The organism is Fibrobacter sp. HC4 (assembly GCF_023373925.1).
Classification (GTDB): Bacteria; Fibrobacterota; Fibrobacteria; order Fibrobacterales; family Fibrobacteraceae; genus Fibrobacter.
Genome location: NZ_JALCZV010000033.1, coordinates 1 through 17,939 on the forward strand (window position 1 = coordinate 1; position 17,939 = coordinate 17,939).

Genomic DNA, 17,939 nt, shown 5'->3' on the forward strand with positions numbered 1-17,939 from the left:
GATGGAAATGGTGTAAGGGATGACCTGGATTCTCTAATTGATGCGAAAATTCCAGACAGTCCTGAAAAGAGAGCCGCCTATCGCTATTTGGCCCAGACTATACAGAACCAGTGGATTGCTTTTTATGATAATCCGCAAATGACGTATGAGGAAATGCATCCCTATGCAGTTTTTACCTCTTTGGGAATTGAACTTATTGGAGAGCTTAATGCTGAAGTAAATCTTGATTTTAGTCTTTTTGAAGCCAGTTTACTAAATACATTGGAACGGGTTATGTTTAGCGATGAAATTGACAGAATCTTTGTCGGAAAATATTTGCCTGTAGCGGTAAAATCAGATCGGCAATATTCCGATTTGGTATCCTTAGGAATGGGTGCGTTTAATGAAATTTTAGAACAAGAGAGGATGAAATAATGCGAGAAATTTTTTTGAGAAAGAGCAGAATTTTATTCGCATTTTGTTCGCTCATGTTGGTCTCGTGTGTTGATCCTTATAAGTGCGCTAATGAAATTAATACAAATTAAATTACGGTGATTAGCGTAATTTCAACAAAGCCGGTCAAGTCTGTTAAAGCATATATAGGCGACAAAGTTCTTTGCGAAGGCGTTAACGAATTACTCTATAGAAAAAATAAGGAAGAACTCCTTTATCATTATACCTATGATGAAGGGAAAATTGATTCTGAACGTGAGGATTGGTTTGTTGTATATGGATGTTATGTCATACATGATACAACCGTAAAGAATGGGAAGGTTTATTTTGATGTTGAGGAAAATGACAGTATAAATGTCCTTGATGTTGACGACTTGATAATGGGGGAAACACACATTTATGCAATTTCGTTGCAAGACACTGCGTGGCTTTTCGGTTACAAAAGTAGTTTATTGGTAAATGACGCTCAAAATTACAATTTTTCTGTTTCGTCTCGATTGGGCTGCCGTGATGGCTATTGCTTTGTCTCTTTGCCGATGATAGAAGAGGACCTGTGCTTTGATGATTGAAATTTATCGGGGTTTTTAAGGGGTGTCCCCTTAGGAGTGGGGGTAGCGGAAAATTTTGCGCTGTCTGCTTTTTAGGCTGATTTGCGCAAAAGTTGAAGCGAGGGGGCGGCTGCCCCCCTTTTTTATTTTCTAATTGGCAAGCTACGCTTGCATTTAGTACGGCTCAATCATGCCATTTCACGCAAGCGTGAATGTCACGATGTTCGCCTTTTGCTAAATTTACGCCCGTATTTAATAGGGGGCTGTATGCCCCGAGGTAAACAATGGCAAAGTTATTCCGCGAAGTACAAAAGGAAGAAACATTCCCGCAAATCGAAGAGCGCGTGCTCGGATTGTGGGATAAGGATGATAGCTTTAAGAAGTCTCTGGACAGCCGTCCGGAAACTGCACCCTATACTTTCTACGATGGCCCTCCGTTTGCAACTGGCCTTCCGCACTATGGTCACTTGCTGGCTGGTACCATCAAGGATATCGTTCCCCGTTACTGGACCATGAAGGGCAAGAAGGTTCCCCGCGGTTTCGGTTGGGACTGCCACGGTCTGCCTATTGAATCTCTGGTGCAGAACGAACTGGGTCTGGCTGGCGTTGCCGAAATCCAGAACCTGGGCGTAGATAAGTTTAACGAAACCTGCCGTAGCAAGGTTCTGAAGTACACTGGTGAATGGCGCAAGACGGTTCGTCGCATGGGCCGCTGGGTGGACTTCGACAAGGGCTACAAGACCATGGACAAGAACTTCATGGAATCTGTGTGGTGGGTGTTCAAGCAGTGCTTCGACAAGGGCCTCATCTATCAGGGCTACCGCATCCAGCCGTACAGCCCGGCTCTTGCAACTCCGCTTTCCAACTTCGAAACCAACCAGGGCTATAAGGACCGTCAGGACCCGTCCTTGACTCTTATCTTCCCGCTGGTTTCCGACGACGCTAAGTTTGCTGGTTCCAACATCCTGGTTTGGACCACCACTCCCTGGACTCTTCCTTCCAACTTCGCTATTGCAGTGAAGGCTGACGCCGAGTACGTTTGTGTTGAACAGGACGGCAAGAAGTTCTGGGTCATGGGTACCCGCGCTGGCGCTTACTTCAAGCAGCCCAACATCGTGGACAAGTGCATGGGTTCTGACCTTGCTGGTCTCAAGTACGAAGCCTTGTTCCACATTAGCGACGCTTACGCCACCGCAGAGGAATTGGCCAAGCGTTATACCATCTACGTTGCCGATTTCGTTAGCGACGAAGACGGTGCCGGTGCTGTGCATATCGCTCCTTCCTTCGGTGAAGAAGACTTCCAGCTGGGCGCATCTCTTGGCCTGGGTCTTTTCGACCCGCTGGATACCGAAGGCAAGTTCACCGACAAGGTCCCCATGTGGAAGGGCCTGGGTGCAAAGGAAGCTGACAAGAGCATTATTGCCTACCTCAAGGAACAGGGCCGCGTGTTCAAGCACGAAACCTTCGTTCATAGCTACCCCCACTGCTGGCGTACCGGCGTGCCTCTGCTGTACCGCGCCCTCAAGACCTGGTTCTTGAAGATCGATGGCGAAGTCACCAACGCAGAAGGTGTCACCAAGACTTTGAAGGAATGGATGGTCGAAAACAACCAGACCGTGAACTGGGTTCCCGACCACATCAAGAGCGGCCGCTTTGGTAAGTGGATTGCCAACGCCCGCGACTGGAACCTTTCCCGTAACCGTTTCTGGGGTACCCCGATTCCTGTATGGATTGCTGACGACGGCGAAATGATCGCTGTGGGCTCCATCAAGGAACTGGCTGACCTCACTGGCGAAACTCTGGAAGACCTCCACAAGCACTTCGTGGACAAAATTGTCATCAAGAAGGATGGCAAGGAATTCAAGCGTACTCCGGAAGTGTTTGACTGCTGGTTTGAATCTGGCTCCATGCCTTATGCCAGCCGCCACTATCCGTTTGAAAACAAGGAACTGGTTGAAAAGAGCTTCCCGGCCGACTTCATCGCCGAAGGTCTTGACCAGACCCGTGGTTGGTTCTACACCTTGACCGTTCTTTCCAACGCTCTGTTCCAGAAGCCTGCCTTCAAGAACGTGATCGTGAACGGTATCATCTTGGCCGAAGACGGTTCCAAGATGTCCAAGTCCAAGAAGAACTATCCGGACCCCAACGAACTTATCGAACGTACCGGCGCCGACGCCATCCGCCTGTTCCTCATTAACTCTGCTGCACTGAAGGCTGAAGACCTGCGCTTCTCCGAAGAAGGTGTGAAGGGTATCGTGAAGCAGGTGATGCTCCCGCTGTGGAACGCCGTTAGCTTCTTCGTTTCTAACCACAACGCCGACGCCGCCAAGGGCCAGCTGACCTGGAAGCCGGGTGAAGAAGTCAAGTCCGACAATGAACTGGACCGTTGGATGCTTGCAACCCTGCAGGATCTGGCCGCCAAGGTCGAAGTGGAAATGAAGGCTTACCGTTTGTACAACGTGGTGCCTGCAATCATCGCCGCTGTGGATGACCTGACCAACTGGTACGTCCGTCGAAGCCGCCGCCGTTTCTGGAAGTCTGAAAACGATGGCGACAAGAATGCAGCTTACGCTACCATGTACAAGGTGCTGGTGGACTTCAGCAAGATTCTTGCTCCGTTCCTGCCGCTCCTGGCCGAAGAAATCTACCAGATTCTCGTTCGCGAAGTGGATGCCAATGCACCTGTTAGCGTTCACCTCTGTGAATTCCCCAGCGCAGATGAATCCTTGAAGGACGAAGCCCTGGTGCAGCGTATCGCAATGGTCCGCGGCATGGTGGAAATGGGCCGTGCAATTCGCGCTACGAACAACGTAAAGAACCGTATGCCTATCGCTTCCATGACTGTCGTGCCTCACGGCGACGTGGAAAAGAATGTGGCTGAATCCATGAAGGACCTCATCCTCGAAGAACTGAACGTTCGCGAAATGAAGTTCCTGGAAGACGAAACCGTTCTGGTGAAGCTTACCGCAAAGCCCAACTTCCTGGGCATTAAGGCCAAGGGTCCTGAATACGCCAAGAACATGAAGGTCATCTCTGCAAAGCTAAACAGCCTGAGCGCTGACGAAATCAAGGCCCTGCAGGGTGGTGAAACCATCAAGTTCGAATTTGGCGAAGTGGGTGCCGACTGCCTCATGATCCAGCGCATTGTGCCGGAAGGCCTTGCCGTGGATGCTGACAGCCACTTTACCGTTGCTCTGGACCTGAACGTTACCGACGACCTGCGCCGCGCTTGCGTCGCCCGCGAATTGGTGAACCGCATTCAGAACCGCCGTAAGGAACAGAACTACACCATCACTGACAAGATTGAAGTGACCTTGTTCTCTGAAAGTGAAATGTTCAAGCAGGCTGTTGCTGAAAACCAGGATTACATCATGGGCGAGACTCAGGCCGTTAAGCTGACCTGGGCTGCCGCCGCTGATGGCCTCGAAGCTAACGACGCTGACGGAGAAGCATTCAGCTTCACAACTGTTAAGGCATAAGGCTTAACAAGGCGAACGTCGCGAAAGTCATGCCGAGGTCGCTCGGCATCGGCTGAACCTAGCAAAACAAAAGTCCCCGAAGTTAAATGCTTTGGGGACTTCTTGTTTTTTTTAGAAAGATCACCGTCTGGAATGCGAGTTTTTAGGGCGTTTGAAATTTTCCTAATTATCCACAAAATGCTCGGTTTGTGGACTTTTGGTGAAGTACAGAAATCTGACGATTGTGTCAAGAGAAAAATTTTTTAAGAATTAGCCGTTTTCTAGGAGGTCGTTTGCTAAATACTTCGGAGATAGATTGTCAATCCCGTACATGCCTTGTTCAATCTGCTTTGCCAAGTTGCTTGTATAGTACAGGGCCATTGCATCTCTTAAAGGTATGTTCTTCAATGCGGCAACTTCCTTGATGATATCTTCCTCAAGGTTCTCGCGATATAAGGCTGTGAGGATTTTGTTATCCATCTACTTTTACCTCATAGCTTCGATTGAATTTTAAAAGAGAATCAATTGCAAGCTGCGTCACAAAACAGATCTGGTTGTTTTGTTGAAAATAGCGAAGCTCGGCTAAAGTTTTTTCTTTGTCCCATAGACCACGAAAGTACATGTCAATCGTCTTGAACACATCATCGTCAGCCACATTCCCGCAAATGATGTCAAAAGTCTGATTAAGATTTTCACCACGGCGACAGGCGCAAACGAAATCTAGCCACTTTTCATCAGCGGAATCAAAGTTTAGGCTTTTTAAAGGTTCAAAAGATTCACTCATGTCATAGACGTTTACGAAAGCTTTTTCACCATAACGAAGAGCCTTGCGCTTTGCCCATTTTTCGGCTTGTTTCTGAAATGTGGTGACATAAAACCCTTCGCCGAAATCAAGATATTTTTTAGAAAAACCGATTTGCGGTTTTTCAATGATTTTTGTGGAACCATGATAGACTATCATACGGCAACCCCGCGTTCACGAGCAAAGTCTGTCAGTTCAGCCGTGACAGCTTCGGATCCCATCGTGTGTAATGTGTCGTAACAGGGGATTAAATAGTCGTCTAGAATTTTCGTATCGTTCAAAACTGCATAAACCTCCGCTGGAGTTTTTCCCCAGGCAGAGGCCAACTTATGAATGACAAAAACAGAGAATTCTAGTTCCTTTGCGGTACACATATCTCATAAGATAACAAAAAATAAAATGAAAAAGGAGTGGGCTTTGGATATGAAAGGGCTTGAAAATAAAAAATCCCCGATGCCGGTGAGAGGCGTCGGGGAGGGGGCTTGTGATTATGGGACTGGGTGCTTAATTCCTAGAGCTTCATTCAGGCTGCCAGTGCGGTAGCCTTTTTCGTCGAGATGAACTTCTGCAAAACCTAGACTTTTGAGAGTCTGGATGATAAGTTCTTGATTTGTTTTAAACAGATTGAATTGCTCGGGGAGAAGTTCGATGGAGGCGGTAAGGGCCGTTGTGGGGGAGTGCTGCGCAGTTTTTTGTTGGGTAGGGGACTGCGCGGAGCCTGTTTGGGTGGCGAGTTCGCGACAGCGTACTCTATATTGTACAAAGCCTAAATCCTGCAGGAATTTTTCGGCGGTTTCGACCAACTGCAATTTTAGTCTTGTAATGATTTGACCGTAGGGTATGCGGCTGGCGAGGCAGGCGAATGAGGGCTTGCTTGCGGTGGGGAGGTTGAGTTCCCGGGAGAGTTCACGGATTTCTGATTTGGTGAGGCCAGCTTCTCGCAGGGGGCTCTTGACGGAAAGTTCTGCGATGGCTTTCATGCCGGGGCGGTAATCCCCTTCGTCGTCTTTATTGCTGCCTTCGCAGACGACGAAGTTGTCACGCTGATTCTTTAACTCTGTGAATGATTTTGCCGCGTTTCCGTTCTCGCTGGAGAGACCTGCGCCGAACATTTTGCGGGCGGTTTCGATGACTGCAGAGAAGACTTGCCTTTTGCAGATATAGCAGCGGTTAGGCGGATTTTCTGCGAATCCTGGCACGGACATTTCGTCGTGAAGGATGAATTGATGGCGAATGTTTTCGCGTTTGCAGAATGCGTCTGCTTCGTCCATTTCTGCAACGGGAACCAGGTGGGACTTTACCGTAATGGCGATGGCGTTGTCGCCTAAGGTGTCGTGAGCTACTTTCAGAAGGAACGTGGAGTCTACGCCGCTGGAATAGGCGATGGCCACCTTGCCATAGCTGCGGAGAATTTCCTGAAGATGTTCTTTCTTTTCTTGTAGATTCATGGGAGCGCAACCTTAGAATTTTGCGTTGACCTTGGCGGCATCGGCGACTTCGCGGTAGGTGACGCCTGCTTGGTCTGCAACTTTCTTGACGCTATCGAATTCCGGCTTGTACTTCACGATGTCTCCCAGCTCGCATTTTTTGACGGTGACTATTCCGTAAGGTGTTGCGATGTCTGCGAAACTGCGGTTCATGCAGGTGCGACTTACGGGATAACGCCTGAGGCCAACCGTCGTTGTGTGGCGGAAGATTGCGGTTTCTATTTGCGGCAACTTTTCCTCGTCAGAAAGAACTCGCAGGATCACAGCGGGGCGGTTCTTTTTCATGTAGCAGGGAACGTAATGAACGTCTCTTGCGCCGGCTTCAAAAATCTTTTCCATGACGAGCCCCAATTCCTCGGGACTTTGATCATCGATGTTGCATTCAATCATGAAAATGTTTTCGCAACCTTCGTCGCGGTCTTCAACATCTTCAATAATCTGTGCCCGCAAGAAATTGGCTCTTCCAAAATCTCGCTTTCCAAGGCCGATGCCTGTCTTTAAAATCTTGTACTGTTCCGGAATTTTTTCGCTGGTGCGTAGTGCGGCTACGATGCCAATGCCTGTAGGGGTGACCATTTCGCCCTTGGTATCGGTAACGTGCAGGGCGATGCCTGCGGCCTCTGCGATACTTGCAACGGCGGGAACGGGAATGGGAAGCATTCCGTGCTGAGTCTGCACAAATCCGGAGCCTTCGTTAAGCCCTGTCACCACGCACTTTTCGATGCCGAATTTTTCTCGCAGGTCGTCAACAAGAACGGCCACCGCCATAATGTCGACGATGGAATCAATGGCGCCAACTTCGTGGAAGTGGACCTCTTCAACAGCGACGCCGTGGGCCTTTGCTTCGGCTTCTGCGATAATGCGGAAAATTTTCTTGGCGGTATCCAGGGCGTTGCTAGAAAATGCGGGTGCGGCAGGATTGTGTTCTGCGCAATGTCCGGCGGCATGTTCTAGAATGTGGTAAACTTCTGCCAGGTGGCGGTGCTCATGGTGGTGACCATGTTCGTGATGATGCCCTTCGCAATGATCATGATGGTGCTCGTGATTATGCTCGTGGTGATATTCCACGTAACCTTCTTCGTGAGCGTCCACATGGTCTGCGCTTTCTTCACCGTGATGGGTGTGGACATGAACATCAAAGTTCATCCCTGCGATGCTGTAGGAATTGCCTCTTTCAATATGACAATGCATTCCTTCCAGGTGCATGGCGTGAATGGCAGCCTCCAGTCTTTCGCGGGATGCGCCTAAGTCCAGCAAGGCGGCAACGGTCATGTCTCCGCTAATACCACAAGAGCCATCAAGATAAAGATATTTCATAATTCTACAAATTCGCGGCGATCTCAGCCGCATTGAAATTTTTGATTCGGCTGCGTTTTATTTTTTGATTCGTAACATTCTTACGGCGCTGACGGCGGCACCATAACCGTTGTCGATGTTCACTACGGAAACTCCTTCCGCGCAAGTGTTCAGCATGGTCAAAAGCGGACTCAGTCCGTTGAAGGATGATCCGTAGCCAACAGAGGTTGGAACTGCAATCACGGGGGCTTTTGTAAGTCCTGCGATAACGCCAGCCAACGCGCCTTCCATGCCTGCAACGGCAATAACAACATCGGCCTTGCGGATTTCATCCATCTTTGAAAGAAGTCGGTGAAGGCCTGCGATGCCTACGTCAAAGTGGCGCTCAACCTTGGCTCCGAAAAATTCTGCGGTCTGGGCGGCTTCTTCGGCGATGGGCAAGTCGGCAGTTCCTGCACAACATACGGCTACGGAATCTTTAAGTGAACGGCCTGCTCTCGCGACTTTCGCATTCGCAGATCTTTTTGCGGTCCTCTTAACCTTCATGGTCAAGATTCTGGAAGTCTCGTCGTAACGAATTGCCGGTGCGTCCGTAGCCCCGCTTTTACCAGGCGTGCCATTCAACATTTCTTGTACAAAATCAGCTTGTTCCCTAGTGCATTTTGTCCCCAGTACAGAACACCCGTTTTTGGCGAAGGTTTCAAGAATCTTTAACAGTTGTTCCTTGGTCTTGCCGGGGCAGAAAATGGCCTCGCTGGTGCCGGTTCGGTTCTCGCGGCTTACATCCAGCTTTGCAAAACCGATATCGTCAAACTTTTCATCTTTCATACCCTAAATATACAATCTAGAGTTTACTCTAACACAAGAGATAAAAAATCTTTTTTGCATAAAATGATTTTTTTTCGGTCCTACTACCTAGTAGAATAAAGTCTAATAAAATGTTTGTCGCAAATGTAATTGGGTGCTATGAGGCTACCCCTAACTATGAAAAATTGGGCTATGGAAATAACTATATTTTTCATGTTGCAATTTGACATTCTTCCGTGGCTCATAGTTGATTGATCATGAAAAAAATACTACTAATCATTACTTGCTTGTTTTTGTGGAATTGCGGAAATTGTGGTCACGCCAAGAGTTATTATATATTTGTGGAGAAAAGATCGAAAATAGTCAAGTTCGACAGTACCTTTGTGAAGGTTGCCGATATTACTGGGGGAAACATAGACCTGAATTCGGAGGGAATTTTGGAAAGGTACTTTGAAATGATCCAAGTTTATTTGGATAGTACCAAATATGGAAAGACTCTCCCCAAAAAAGTAACGGGGACGTTTTTTAAAGGGCAAGAAGAAGTTGTAATTGATTCTGCAAATATCTACACTAGGGAGACTGTCCTTGGAGCGGGAATATTTGTACAGCAAAAAATTATCGGAGATGAAACTCGATTGAAATTGGTAATCTACAAAGATAATGAAGATTCTGAGCCTTTGATTTTGGAGTTCGATATTGAGCAAAACAGTTGGAAGGAAAGACGTTCTAGCTGCCTTGCTGAATATCTTCTATTATAATGCTTATTTTGACTTTTGGTGTATCGTAGATGATCGGTCTAACCTAATTTTTTGAGGGTTTAGACCTTTTTTTAGAAAAAGTTCTTGCGTTAGAGTTGACTCTAGGTATTATATTTCAAGTGATAAATATTTTAATACAGGAGTACTTATGTGCTGTTTTGTTGCCCCCATGGCTGAAGCCATCGTTACCACCGTCACCACAATTGTTTTGGAACACACGGACAAGTCCGCCAAGCAGGCTGGTGAACTTCAGGTCGCCACCAAAAAGCAGACTGTCTGCAAGAATCTGAAGGTCCTTTCCAAGATGCTTTGGGGCGGTTCTGTTCTGTTGGCTTTTGAACATGTCTGGCACGGTGAACTGCAGGCTTTCTATCCGTTTTTGACAGCGGCTTCTAGCCCCGAAGCCATGAGCCAGATGTGGCATGAAGTTGCTACCGTGGGCACATCCATGGCGGGCCTTGTTACGGTGGCCTGGGCCGCTCTCATGGCTGTCCGCAGCAAGTTCCACAAGGCTGTTCCTGCAGAAGTTGAGGCTCACAAGTAATGACTCTGCTCGTAACTGTTTTTGCGGCGATCATCTGCACCGCTCTTTGGTACCGCGATATCGAAAACAAGATGCATCTTTCTCCCTTGTGCTACATGTACTGGGGCGCATCCCTCATGTGGTTTGTGGATGCCATTTTTGAATATGCAGAACTTCGCGCTGAATTTTTCACCCCGGCTGCAGGCGACATGCTGAATGACGCCTTCCTGGGCTTCTCCGCCGTGGCGTTTGGCCTTGTGATTTGGCTTGCCATGCTCCTCATTAAAGACCCCAAGGGTCGTTTCCATAAGGTGGCTTAAATGGATCGTCGTGATTTTATAAAGACTGTAGGCTCTGCCGCATTGATCAGCGCCATGGCTACTCCCGTTTTTGGTAAGCCCAAGAACCAGGAAGTGAAGGAAGCCGGCAAGGATGTTTCCAACGTTTACTTCACCAAGGATCTTTCTGCCGAAGGCCTCATCAAGTTGTACAACAAGGTGAACCAGAACATTTCTGGCAAGGTGGCCATCAAGGTTCACACCGGCGAAAAGAACGGCCCCAACATTTTGCCCCGCGAATGGGTGAAGGCTGTGCAGGCCCTGATTCCCAATTCCAACATTGTGGAAACCAACACTTACTACCATCCCAGCGACCGCGACACCACCGAAAAGCATCGCGAGACTTTGAAGGTAAACGGCTGGACTTTCTGCCCCGTGGACATCATGGACGAAGAAGGTACGGTAATGCTCCCTGTTCCTGGCGGCAAGCACTTTAAGGAAATGAGCATGGGCGGCCATCTCGTGAATTACGATTCCATGGTGGTGCTGACTCATTTCAAGGGCCATACCATGGGTGGTTTCGGCGGTTCCCTCAAGAACATCGCCATTGGCTGTGCCGACGCCAATGTGGGCAAGAAGATGATCCACGAAAAGATGGAAGATCCGGATTTCAACGCAAAGCCGGAACTTTACCCCAAGTGGAGTAACAGCGGCAAGCGCTTTATGGAAGCCATGGCTGAATCCGGCAAGGCAACCGTCAATCACTTTAAGGGCAAGATGTGCTTTATCAATGTGCTGCGCCGTATGTCCGTGGACTGCGACTGTGCTGGCGTTGGCGCTGCTGAACCCACTTGCCGCGACATCGGTATCCTTGCTTCCACCGATATTCTCGCGGTAGATCAGGCCAGCGTAGACATGGTTTACAAGCTGCCCATTGGCGAACTGAAGGATATCAAGGAACGCATTGAAAGTCGTGAAGGCCTGCATCAGCTCCCAGCAATGGAAGCGTTGAAAATGGGTAATCGCAAGTATCGCATTATCGAAGTGTAATGTAAGAGGTCGTTATGGATCGTCGTGATTTTCTGAAGGCTTCTGCGGGTGCCGTTGCTGTGGCTGGTCTTGCTAATTGCGCCAGTGCTTCCGGCTCTGCATCCGAAAAAACTTCTGAGGAGGACAAGGTGTCTACCGTCTATTTTACCAAGGATCTCAGTGCCGCTGGCGTTCTAAAACTTTACGAAAAAGTGAAGCAGAATATTTCTGGCAAGGTTGCCATCAAGCTCCACACTGGCGAACCCAACGGCCCGAACATTATTCCCCGCGAATGGGATGAAGCCTTGCAGAAGGCAATTCCGGGCAGCACCATCGTAGAGACCAACACTCTTTACCAGGGTGGACGTTATACCACCGCAGATCACCGCAAGGCCCTGGAAGTCAATGGCTTCTCCAAGTTCACCGTGGTTGACATTATGGACGAAGACGGCGAAACTCCCATTCCTGTGAAGGACGGTTACTGGCTCAAGGAACTGCATGTAGGCAAGCACATGCTGAACTACGATTCCATGGTGGTGTTCACCCATTTCAAGGGTCATGCCATGGGCGGCTTCGGCGGCTCCATGAAGAACATCGCTATCGGCTGTGCCGGCGGTCAGATTGGCAAGCGCGAAGTCCACATGAATACTTCCGACGTGAACGCCTCTGCCGACTGGATTATGGGTGCCAAGTTCATGGAACTGATGGGCGATTCCGCCAAGGCCACCTGCGATCATTTCAAGGGCAAGATGTGCTTTATCAATGTGCTGCGCCGTATGTCCGTGGACTGCGACTGCGCTGGTACAAGCGCCGCGGAACCCACCTGCCGCGACATCGGTATCCTTGCATCTACCGATATTCTTGCTGTGGACCAGGCCAGCATCGACATGGTGTACAAGCTTCCGCCTAAGGAACTGAAGGACCTGAAGGAGCGAATCGAGTCCCGCGAAGGCCTGCATCAGCTTGACGCCATGGAACACCATAAGATGGGTAACCGTAAGTACAAACTGGTGGAAGTTTTGTAATTTTCCATTGAACGGAAATTTCTATAACAAGTGCCGAGGTTAGCATGTCTCTTGGAATTCCAGAAATCATCCTGATTGTTGTTGTGGTTTTGCTGCTGTTCGGTGGCAAGCGCATTCCTGAACTGGCCCGCTCTCTTGGCCGTGCCCAGCACGAATACAAGAAGGCAAAGGACGCCCTGAAGGAAGAAGCAGAAGACCTGCAGAAGACTGTCGAAAAAGTCGGCGAAGCAGAAGCCAAGAAGGAACAGGGCTAAGGCCTTTGAGGTCGCTTCGCTTTGAGCTGTGAGGGACGGAGGCTTTGCCTCCTTGAGGTGGAAAAAATGAACCTCAAAGGCGAGAATCGCCGACCTCATACCTCAAAGGTGCGTAGCACCGAGCTCATACCTACATGAAAAAAGAAGATCAGGAACAGACGTTAGTCTCTCATTTGGAGGCCTTGCGTACGGCGCTGATTCACTGTTTTGTAGCGCTAGGCATCGGGATTATCCCGATGTTTTTGTTGTCGTCCCATGTTCTTGACTGGTTCAGCGCAGAACTTGTAGCCCAGAGCGGTGCCACCCTCCATTACTTTTCCCCAATGGAAGTGTTCCTGCTGCAACTGAAAATTGCGGCACTTATGGATTGCGTCATCTGTTCTCCGTACATTGCCTGGAACTTGTGGAAGTTCGTACTGCCGGGCCTTTACGAAAACGAACGGAAGTTTGTTCGTTCTATCGTGTGGATGACCAGCGGGCTTTTTATTTCGGGCGTGGTGTTCTGCCTGGGAATTTGCTTTCCGCTGGTGGTGCGCTTCGGCATGAGTTTCGAAAGCGAAACCCTGCAGCCGATTTTTGGCGTAGAAAACATCGTTACCTTGGCGCTGTGGCTTTCCCTTGCATTTGGATGCATGTTCCAGTTCCCGCTGGTGACGTACGCCTTGATTCGTTCCGACGTTGTCTATTACGAAACTGTTTGCCATGCCCGCCCTTATGTGGTGGTGGGCATCCTTGTGTTGGCCGCTTTGCTGACTCCGCCGGATATTATTAGCCAGCTGATTTTGGGCGCTCCTACCTATTTACTTTTTGAAGCAGGCTTGTTTGCCGCACGAAAATATAAAGGCGAACAGTTCAAGGAATGCAATGAAGAAAATTCCCCCGTCCGTGTGGAACCGAAAACTCAGGAATCGCGCAGCACCCAAGATTCCCAGGATGATGTGGACTTTACGAAGGCTTCTTCTCCGTATCAAGTAGGAACTGAACGGAACGCCAACGACTGGAAACCATTTTAAAATTGAGGTAACAAGATGAAAGTTTTATTGATTAACGGAAGCCCCCGCAAGAACGGCAACACTTTTACCGCCCTGAATGAGGCTGCAGAACAGCTGAAGAAGAACGGCATTGACAGCGAAATCGTATGGATCGGCAACAAAGCCGTTCGCGGTTGCATCGCCTGTAACGTCTGCAAGACCAAGGGCAATTGCCGCTGCGCCTTTGACGAAGACATCTGTAACGAAGTCATCGCCAAGATGGAATCCAGCGACGCCTTGATTGTGGGCTCTCCGGTTTACTGGGGTCAGCCCAACGGTTCCGTACTTTCCCTGATCCAGCGTATGGCTTATGCTGCCGGAGCCCATTTCCAGGGTAAGCCCGCCGCCGCTGTTTGCTGCTGCCGCCGCGGAGGTGCAACTGCTGCATTCCAGACTTTGCAAATGCCTTTCCAGATGCTGAACATGCCTATCGTTACTTCCCAGTACTGGAACATCGCCTACGGCCGTGCCGAAGCGGAATCCGCTCAGGATACAGAAGGCATGCAGACCATGCGCACGCTGGCAAACAACATGGCGTTCATGCTTAAGAAGTTCGCCACCGGTACCGCAGAGGTTGAAGCCAAGGAACCCTGGCAGCCCATGAACTTCGTGCGATAAGATTCAACTTTTCGCCCTAGCACATAGATTCATTTTTTGAAAAGTCGCCCGCTGAAAATGTGAGGCGATTTTTTTGCGTCTTACCCCTTGACCTTGAGTTAACTCTAGGTGTTGTATTGGAGGGTATGAAAAAGCTTTTACTGAAAATCCTGCCAATCTTTATTCTTGCAAATATGACTTTCGCTCAGAAGCCCTTCGATACCCATTCCCACATGATTCCGAAATCCTATCGTGATTATCTGGTAAAACATGACGCCCTTCTTGATGAAGATTTTCCCATTCCCCAGTGGAGTCTTGAAAAGCATATCAAGTTTATGGATGCCGCCGGCATACAGACTTCCGTTTTAACATTGCCTGCGCCGCAACCTTGGTTTGGTGACAGCGTTGAAAGCGCTCAGCTGATCCGCAAAATACATGAGGAAATGGCTGAAGTGAAGGCTATACATAAAGGCCGATTCCTTTTCTGTGCCACCTTGCCATTGCCTGATGTCGATGCAGCTATTCGCGAAGCCATTTATGCTCTTGACATCTTGCACGCCGATGGCGTTTAGCTAGCCTCTAATAGCCGCGGGCTTTATTTGGGAGATCCCGCGCTTGACCCACTTATGAAGGTGCTGAATGAACGTGGGGCGGTTATCATTTCCCACCCTCACAAGCCTTCTGCCGTAAATAAGGAATTGACTTCTGTTGTGCCGCTGGCTTCCTACGAATATCTGGCGGAAACCTCTCGGGCGGTGTTGAATATGGTGGGCCACAACATTACGGTTAGGTTCCCGAAGTTGAAAATCGTGGTGCCCCACTGCGGTTCTTTCTTGCCGCTGGCCGTGCCTCGCATGCAAAGCCTGATGCCCGTCATGAATAACGTTGGGTATTTGAAGGGCGTTGATATTGCCAAGAATTTGGAAGCTTTCTACTACGATTTGGCAGGGGCTGCAACTCCAGAAACCATTCGTGAACTTTTGACAATTACCACCCCCGACCATCTGCTTTATGGAACGGATTATCCCTACGTCGCAGAACCGGTTCTGATAAAGAACTTGTCTATTCTAAAGAAAAACCTGCAAGAAATTGTTCCTCAAAATGTAGAACAGGTCCTGTACAAAAATGCGCAGAGTTTGTTTGGGGAATAATTGATTTTTATTTGATATTCTGGTTCGGTTTCATCTCTTTAAATCCGAACAACATCTTCGGATGTTTTTCGTTTTCGTTATACATAAAAGTTATAAAAGCGAAGGAATATTCCAATTTGACACAAAGTGACAGCTAAAATGGATTATATTTAGGTTGTGCACAGTGTTTTTGACATAATTCCAGCAGACTTCTTCACAATTCTTGGTCGTCGCAACCCCAACAGGGCTGTATATTCAGAACTTTTACTGAAAATATATGGTCTTTTTGAAGATGAAATTTCGTATAGAATCGCGCGTGATATCGTCCGTGATATGATTGCTGCTTTCTTACTAGAAAACCATATTGAAATCAAGGAAGATGATTCTTCAGTGTCTCCTGTAGAATCTGATTGGAATGGTAACGCTAATTTTATTATTCGGCGTTTTGTGGATGCTGGTTGGCTAGAAGAAGAAACTGACGATTCCTCCTTGGAAAAGACCATTGTGATGACGGATAACGGTCTTGCCTTGGCTCAATTTATTGAAAATCTAAAGAATCCTGTTCGCTCTGAATTTTCAGTTTCCATCTACACAATTTATAATACTTTGGAGCATTGGGCTCAAGGCGAACAAAATCCTTATAAATTGATTTTGACCCCCGTGTATGAAGAAGCTCGCAAACTATCTTCGGCTCTGAAGAAACTCGCTACGTCCATAAAAAAAATTATTGAAGGAATGCTCCGTGAAGGAACCCTGGTCAGTTTGACTGAAAATATTATCAAATATTGCGATGGGGACTTTATTAAGGAATATTCTCGTCTTGTTCAGCAACAAAATATCCATCTCTATCGTGAGAAAATATCCAGACGGTTAGAAGAATTTAAAGGTCTTGGTTATTTTGGATCTCTTACCCAAAGTGTCATGGATGAAGACGGTTGCACAAGAGCCTTTGCTGAAGAAAAAGTTTTAAGGATGCTTGATAGCACCAGACGTTTTCTCCATGACGATTACAACAAGATTATGAAACGCATTAAGGATCAGATTAATGCGTATATCAAGATTGCCGTTGCTCGTGAACGAATTCTTCGAAATAAAGGCCGGGATAATCGTGGAAATGTTGAAGAAACGGTTCGCTATTTGGTCCAGAATCTAGAAGACGACAAACTGAACAAGATAGATGATGAAATTCAGTATCTCTTCCATATTCATGATTATGAATTTATAGACAGATCATCGCTGCACTATCCGCATAAAAACCAAAGTGCTCAATCGAATATTGAGACTGACCTTGTCGAAATGAGTGTAGAAGAGCGTGAACGTCAAAAAATTCAATTGCAGAAGGAATCGCATAATCCGTATTCCAAGGAATTAATGGCGAAATTCCTAGAAAAGCAATCAATTAATGGAAAGATTGACAGTTCTAATCTTCGATTAAATGAAAAAAAAGATGTTCTTGCGTCTATGGCAGCTGTGACTTACGCTCGCGATAATGGTTATTTGGTAGAAACCGACGAAGATTTTATTGAATCAGAAGAATTTAAGGTTCGACATTGGAGGGCAAAGAAAAATGTCAACAATTAATGAAATGTGGGATGACCTTACTTCCTCGGAACAATTATTGTTCAAAAAATGTTGCCGCCGTCTTTTGAAAGAAACCTTCATTGTCCGCGATATGGATGAAGATAACCGCAAGATGTTCTTCTTTGTTAAATCGAATGAAGGACTATTCTCGGATTATCTTAACTTGATTGGCTTTGATATTATTGTGAAGGATAATGGGGTTGTGATGCTCCAAAATGACAGCTCCGATGTTGTTGTTTCAAAGCAAAAATGAGGCATCATCAACATGTGTGGAAGCATTTAGGCAGCCTTGCTAGATGATTCTCTCGATTCCGATTCCCATTCGTAGGCTATCTTTACATCTACATAGGAACAGCTCAACATTATCAGCGACAGCATGTTGTTCATGTTCCTGAAGCCATAGGCAGTCCGTATCAGTAGCTTTATCTTGTTGTTCGTCGCCTCGATCCTTGCGTTTGACACGCCCAGCCTGATTGTGTTGAGGATTCCGTCGTAGTTACGCTTGATCTTTGCGTACAGATCCTTTACTGGGCCGATGCGTGAGTGGCTTGCCCGCCACAGCCACCTGTCCAGATTTTCCCTGGCATCGGTATAGCCCATCTTCAGGATGATGCGCAGCTCCTCCTTGAGCTGGTATGCCCTGTAGAGCCGCGGATAGCGGCTGGCTATGAGCTCTATTTTTCTCTGCTGGCTTTCGCTAAGGTTCTCTGGAGCCTTGCCCAGAGCGTACCTGGAGTTCTTTATCCCCTCCGCGGTGCGGTCCTTCGGGACGCTGTCCTTCGTGGGCCTGCCTCGGCCCCGTTTTGGATTGCAGCGTTCCTTGCGGGCCTCCCTCCAGGCTTCCACACGGACCTTGTCCAGGGCATCCGTCGCCCACTGCACGACATGGAAGCTGTCCACGCA

At 48.0% G+C, this 17,939-nt stretch carries 22 protein-coding genes; 15 read left to right on the forward strand and 7 right to left on the reverse strand.

Annotation, left to right across the window (positions count from 1 at the left end; translation table 11 throughout):
• From MMG03_RS15150 to ileS, 3 genes are all read left to right on the forward strand, one after another.
• The coding region (locus MMG03_RS15150) for a hypothetical protein (protein WP_249506655.1) at positions 1 to 414 on the forward strand (414 nt) is incomplete at its 5' end.
• Positions 415 to 530: 116 nt separating this feature from the next.
• Entirely contained in the window at positions 531 to 1,001 is a 471-nt protein-coding gene (locus tag MMG03_RS15155) for a hypothetical protein (RefSeq protein ID WP_249506656.1), read from the forward strand.
• 263 nt (positions 1,002 to 1,264) lie between these two features.
• Positions 1,265 to 4,459, forward strand: a complete 3,195-nt coding sequence (gene ileS / locus MMG03_RS15160) for an isoleucine--tRNA ligase (protein ID WP_249506657.1) — start codon at positions 1,265 to 1,267, stop codon at positions 4,457 to 4,459.
• Positions 4,460 to 4,708: 249 nt separating this feature from the next.
• Here the strand turns inward: ileS and MMG03_RS15165 are convergent, their stop codons facing one another.
• The 6 genes from MMG03_RS15165 to larB all read right to left on the reverse strand — a co-directional run bounded on the left by MMG03_RS15165 (position 4,709) and on the right by larB (position 8,851).
• Entirely contained in the window at positions 4,709 to 4,918 is a 210-nt protein-coding gene (locus MMG03_RS15165; protein WP_073283337.1) for a hypothetical protein, read from the reverse strand.
• On the reverse strand, positions 4,911 to 5,399 hold the full coding sequence (locus MMG03_RS15170) for a DUF3990 domain-containing protein (protein WP_073283334.1): 489 nt from the start codon (positions 5,397 to 5,399) through the stop codon (positions 4,911 to 4,913). The genes MMG03_RS15165 and MMG03_RS15170 overlap by 8 nt, the downstream gene beginning before the upstream one ends.
• Complete coding sequence (locus tag MMG03_RS16235) at positions 5,396 to 5,614, reverse strand: DUF3791 domain-containing protein (RefSeq protein ID WP_073283332.1); 219 nt, start codon at positions 5,612 to 5,614, stop codon at positions 5,396 to 5,398. The genes MMG03_RS15170 and MMG03_RS16235 overlap by 4 nt, the downstream gene beginning before the upstream one ends.
• A gap of 114 nt (positions 5,615 to 5,728) precedes the next feature.
• Positions 5,729 to 6,688 (reverse strand): ATP-dependent sacrificial sulfur transferase LarE, encoded by a 960-nt coding sequence (locus MMG03_RS15175; protein WP_249506658.1) that lies wholly within the window; start codon positions 6,686 to 6,688, stop codon positions 5,729 to 5,731.
• Positions 6,689 to 6,700: 12 nt separating this feature from the next.
• Positions 6,701 to 8,044 carry a nickel pincer cofactor biosynthesis protein LarC gene (gene larC / locus MMG03_RS15180; RefSeq protein ID WP_249506659.1) on the reverse strand — a complete coding sequence of 448 codons (1,344 nt, stop codon included), beginning with the start codon at positions 8,042 to 8,044 and terminating at the stop codon, positions 6,701 to 6,703.
• Between the two features lie 57 nt (positions 8,045 to 8,101).
• The gene (gene larB / locus MMG03_RS15185; protein ID WP_249506660.1) at positions 8,102 to 8,851 is read right to left on the reverse strand and encodes a nickel pincer cofactor biosynthesis protein LarB; all 750 of its coding nucleotides are present in this window, start codon (positions 8,849 to 8,851) and stop codon (positions 8,102 to 8,104) included.
• A gap of 236 nt (positions 8,852 to 9,087) precedes the next feature.
• Here larB and MMG03_RS15190 point away from each other — a divergent pair, with 236 nt between their 5' ends.
• From MMG03_RS15190 to MMG03_RS15240, 12 genes are all read left to right on the forward strand, one after another.
• Positions 9,088 to 9,588, forward strand: coding sequence for a hypothetical protein (locus tag MMG03_RS15190; protein ID WP_073283324.1), 501 nt, complete (start codon positions 9,088 to 9,090; stop codon positions 9,586 to 9,588).
• A 148-nt stretch (positions 9,589 to 9,736) separates the two neighbouring features.
• Positions 9,737 to 10,132: a hypothetical protein gene (locus MMG03_RS15195; protein WP_249506661.1), complete on the forward strand. Its 396-nt coding sequence runs from the start codon at positions 9,737 to 9,739 to the stop codon at positions 10,130 to 10,132.
• Positions 10,132 to 10,431, forward strand: a complete 300-nt coding sequence (locus tag MMG03_RS15200) for a hypothetical protein (protein ID WP_249506662.1) — start codon at positions 10,132 to 10,134, stop codon at positions 10,429 to 10,431. Before MMG03_RS15195 ends, MMG03_RS15200 begins: the two co-directional genes overlap by 1 nt.
• Positions 10,432 to 11,439: a DUF362 domain-containing protein gene (locus tag MMG03_RS15205; RefSeq protein ID WP_249506663.1), complete on the forward strand. Its 1,008-nt coding sequence runs from the start codon at positions 10,432 to 10,434 to the stop codon at positions 11,437 to 11,439. It begins immediately after the preceding gene.
• Between the two features lie 14 nt (positions 11,440 to 11,453).
• On the forward strand, positions 11,454 to 12,443 hold the full coding sequence (locus tag MMG03_RS15210; protein WP_249506664.1) for a DUF362 domain-containing protein: 990 nt from the start codon (positions 11,454 to 11,456) through the stop codon (positions 12,441 to 12,443).
• A gap of 44 nt (positions 12,444 to 12,487) precedes the next feature.
• The gene (locus MMG03_RS15215; RefSeq protein WP_073157447.1) at positions 12,488 to 12,697 is read left to right on the forward strand and encodes a twin-arginine translocase TatA/TatE family subunit; all 210 of its coding nucleotides are present in this window, start codon (positions 12,488 to 12,490) and stop codon (positions 12,695 to 12,697) included.
• Between the two features lie 134 nt (positions 12,698 to 12,831).
• Positions 12,832 to 13,710, forward strand: coding sequence for a twin-arginine translocase subunit TatC (tatC, locus tag MMG03_RS15220; protein ID WP_249506665.1), 879 nt, complete (start codon positions 12,832 to 12,834; stop codon positions 13,708 to 13,710).
• A 15-nt stretch (positions 13,711 to 13,725) separates the two neighbouring features.
• On the forward strand, positions 13,726 to 14,346 hold the full coding sequence (locus MMG03_RS15225) for a flavodoxin family protein (RefSeq protein ID WP_249506666.1): 621 nt from the start codon (positions 13,726 to 13,728) through the stop codon (positions 14,344 to 14,346).
• A gap of 125 nt (positions 14,347 to 14,471) precedes the next feature.
• Entirely contained in the window at positions 14,472 to 14,897 is a 426-nt protein-coding gene (locus tag MMG03_RS16240; protein WP_199505709.1) for an amidohydrolase family protein, read from the forward strand.
• Positions 14,898 to 14,924: 27 nt separating this feature from the next.
• Positions 14,925 to 15,476, forward strand: a complete 552-nt coding sequence (locus MMG03_RS16245) for an amidohydrolase family protein (protein WP_346348727.1) — start codon at positions 14,925 to 14,927, stop codon at positions 15,474 to 15,476.
• 156 nt (positions 15,477 to 15,632) lie between these two features.
• Complete coding sequence (locus tag MMG03_RS15235; RefSeq protein ID WP_088666572.1) at positions 15,633 to 17,036, forward strand: Wadjet anti-phage system protein JetA family protein; 1,404 nt, start codon at positions 15,633 to 15,635, stop codon at positions 17,034 to 17,036.
• Positions 17,023 to 17,289 carry a DUF4194 domain-containing protein gene (locus tag MMG03_RS15240; protein WP_249506667.1) on the forward strand — a complete coding sequence of 89 codons (267 nt, stop codon included), beginning with the start codon at positions 17,023 to 17,025 and terminating at the stop codon, positions 17,287 to 17,289. The genes MMG03_RS15235 and MMG03_RS15240 overlap by 14 nt, the downstream gene beginning before the upstream one ends.
• Positions 17,290 to 17,315: 26 nt before the next feature.
• Here MMG03_RS15240 and MMG03_RS15245 read toward each other — a convergent pair.
• Positions 17,316 to 17,939: transposase (locus MMG03_RS15245; protein ID WP_249506668.1), on the reverse strand; the 624-nt coding region annotated here is incomplete at its 5' end.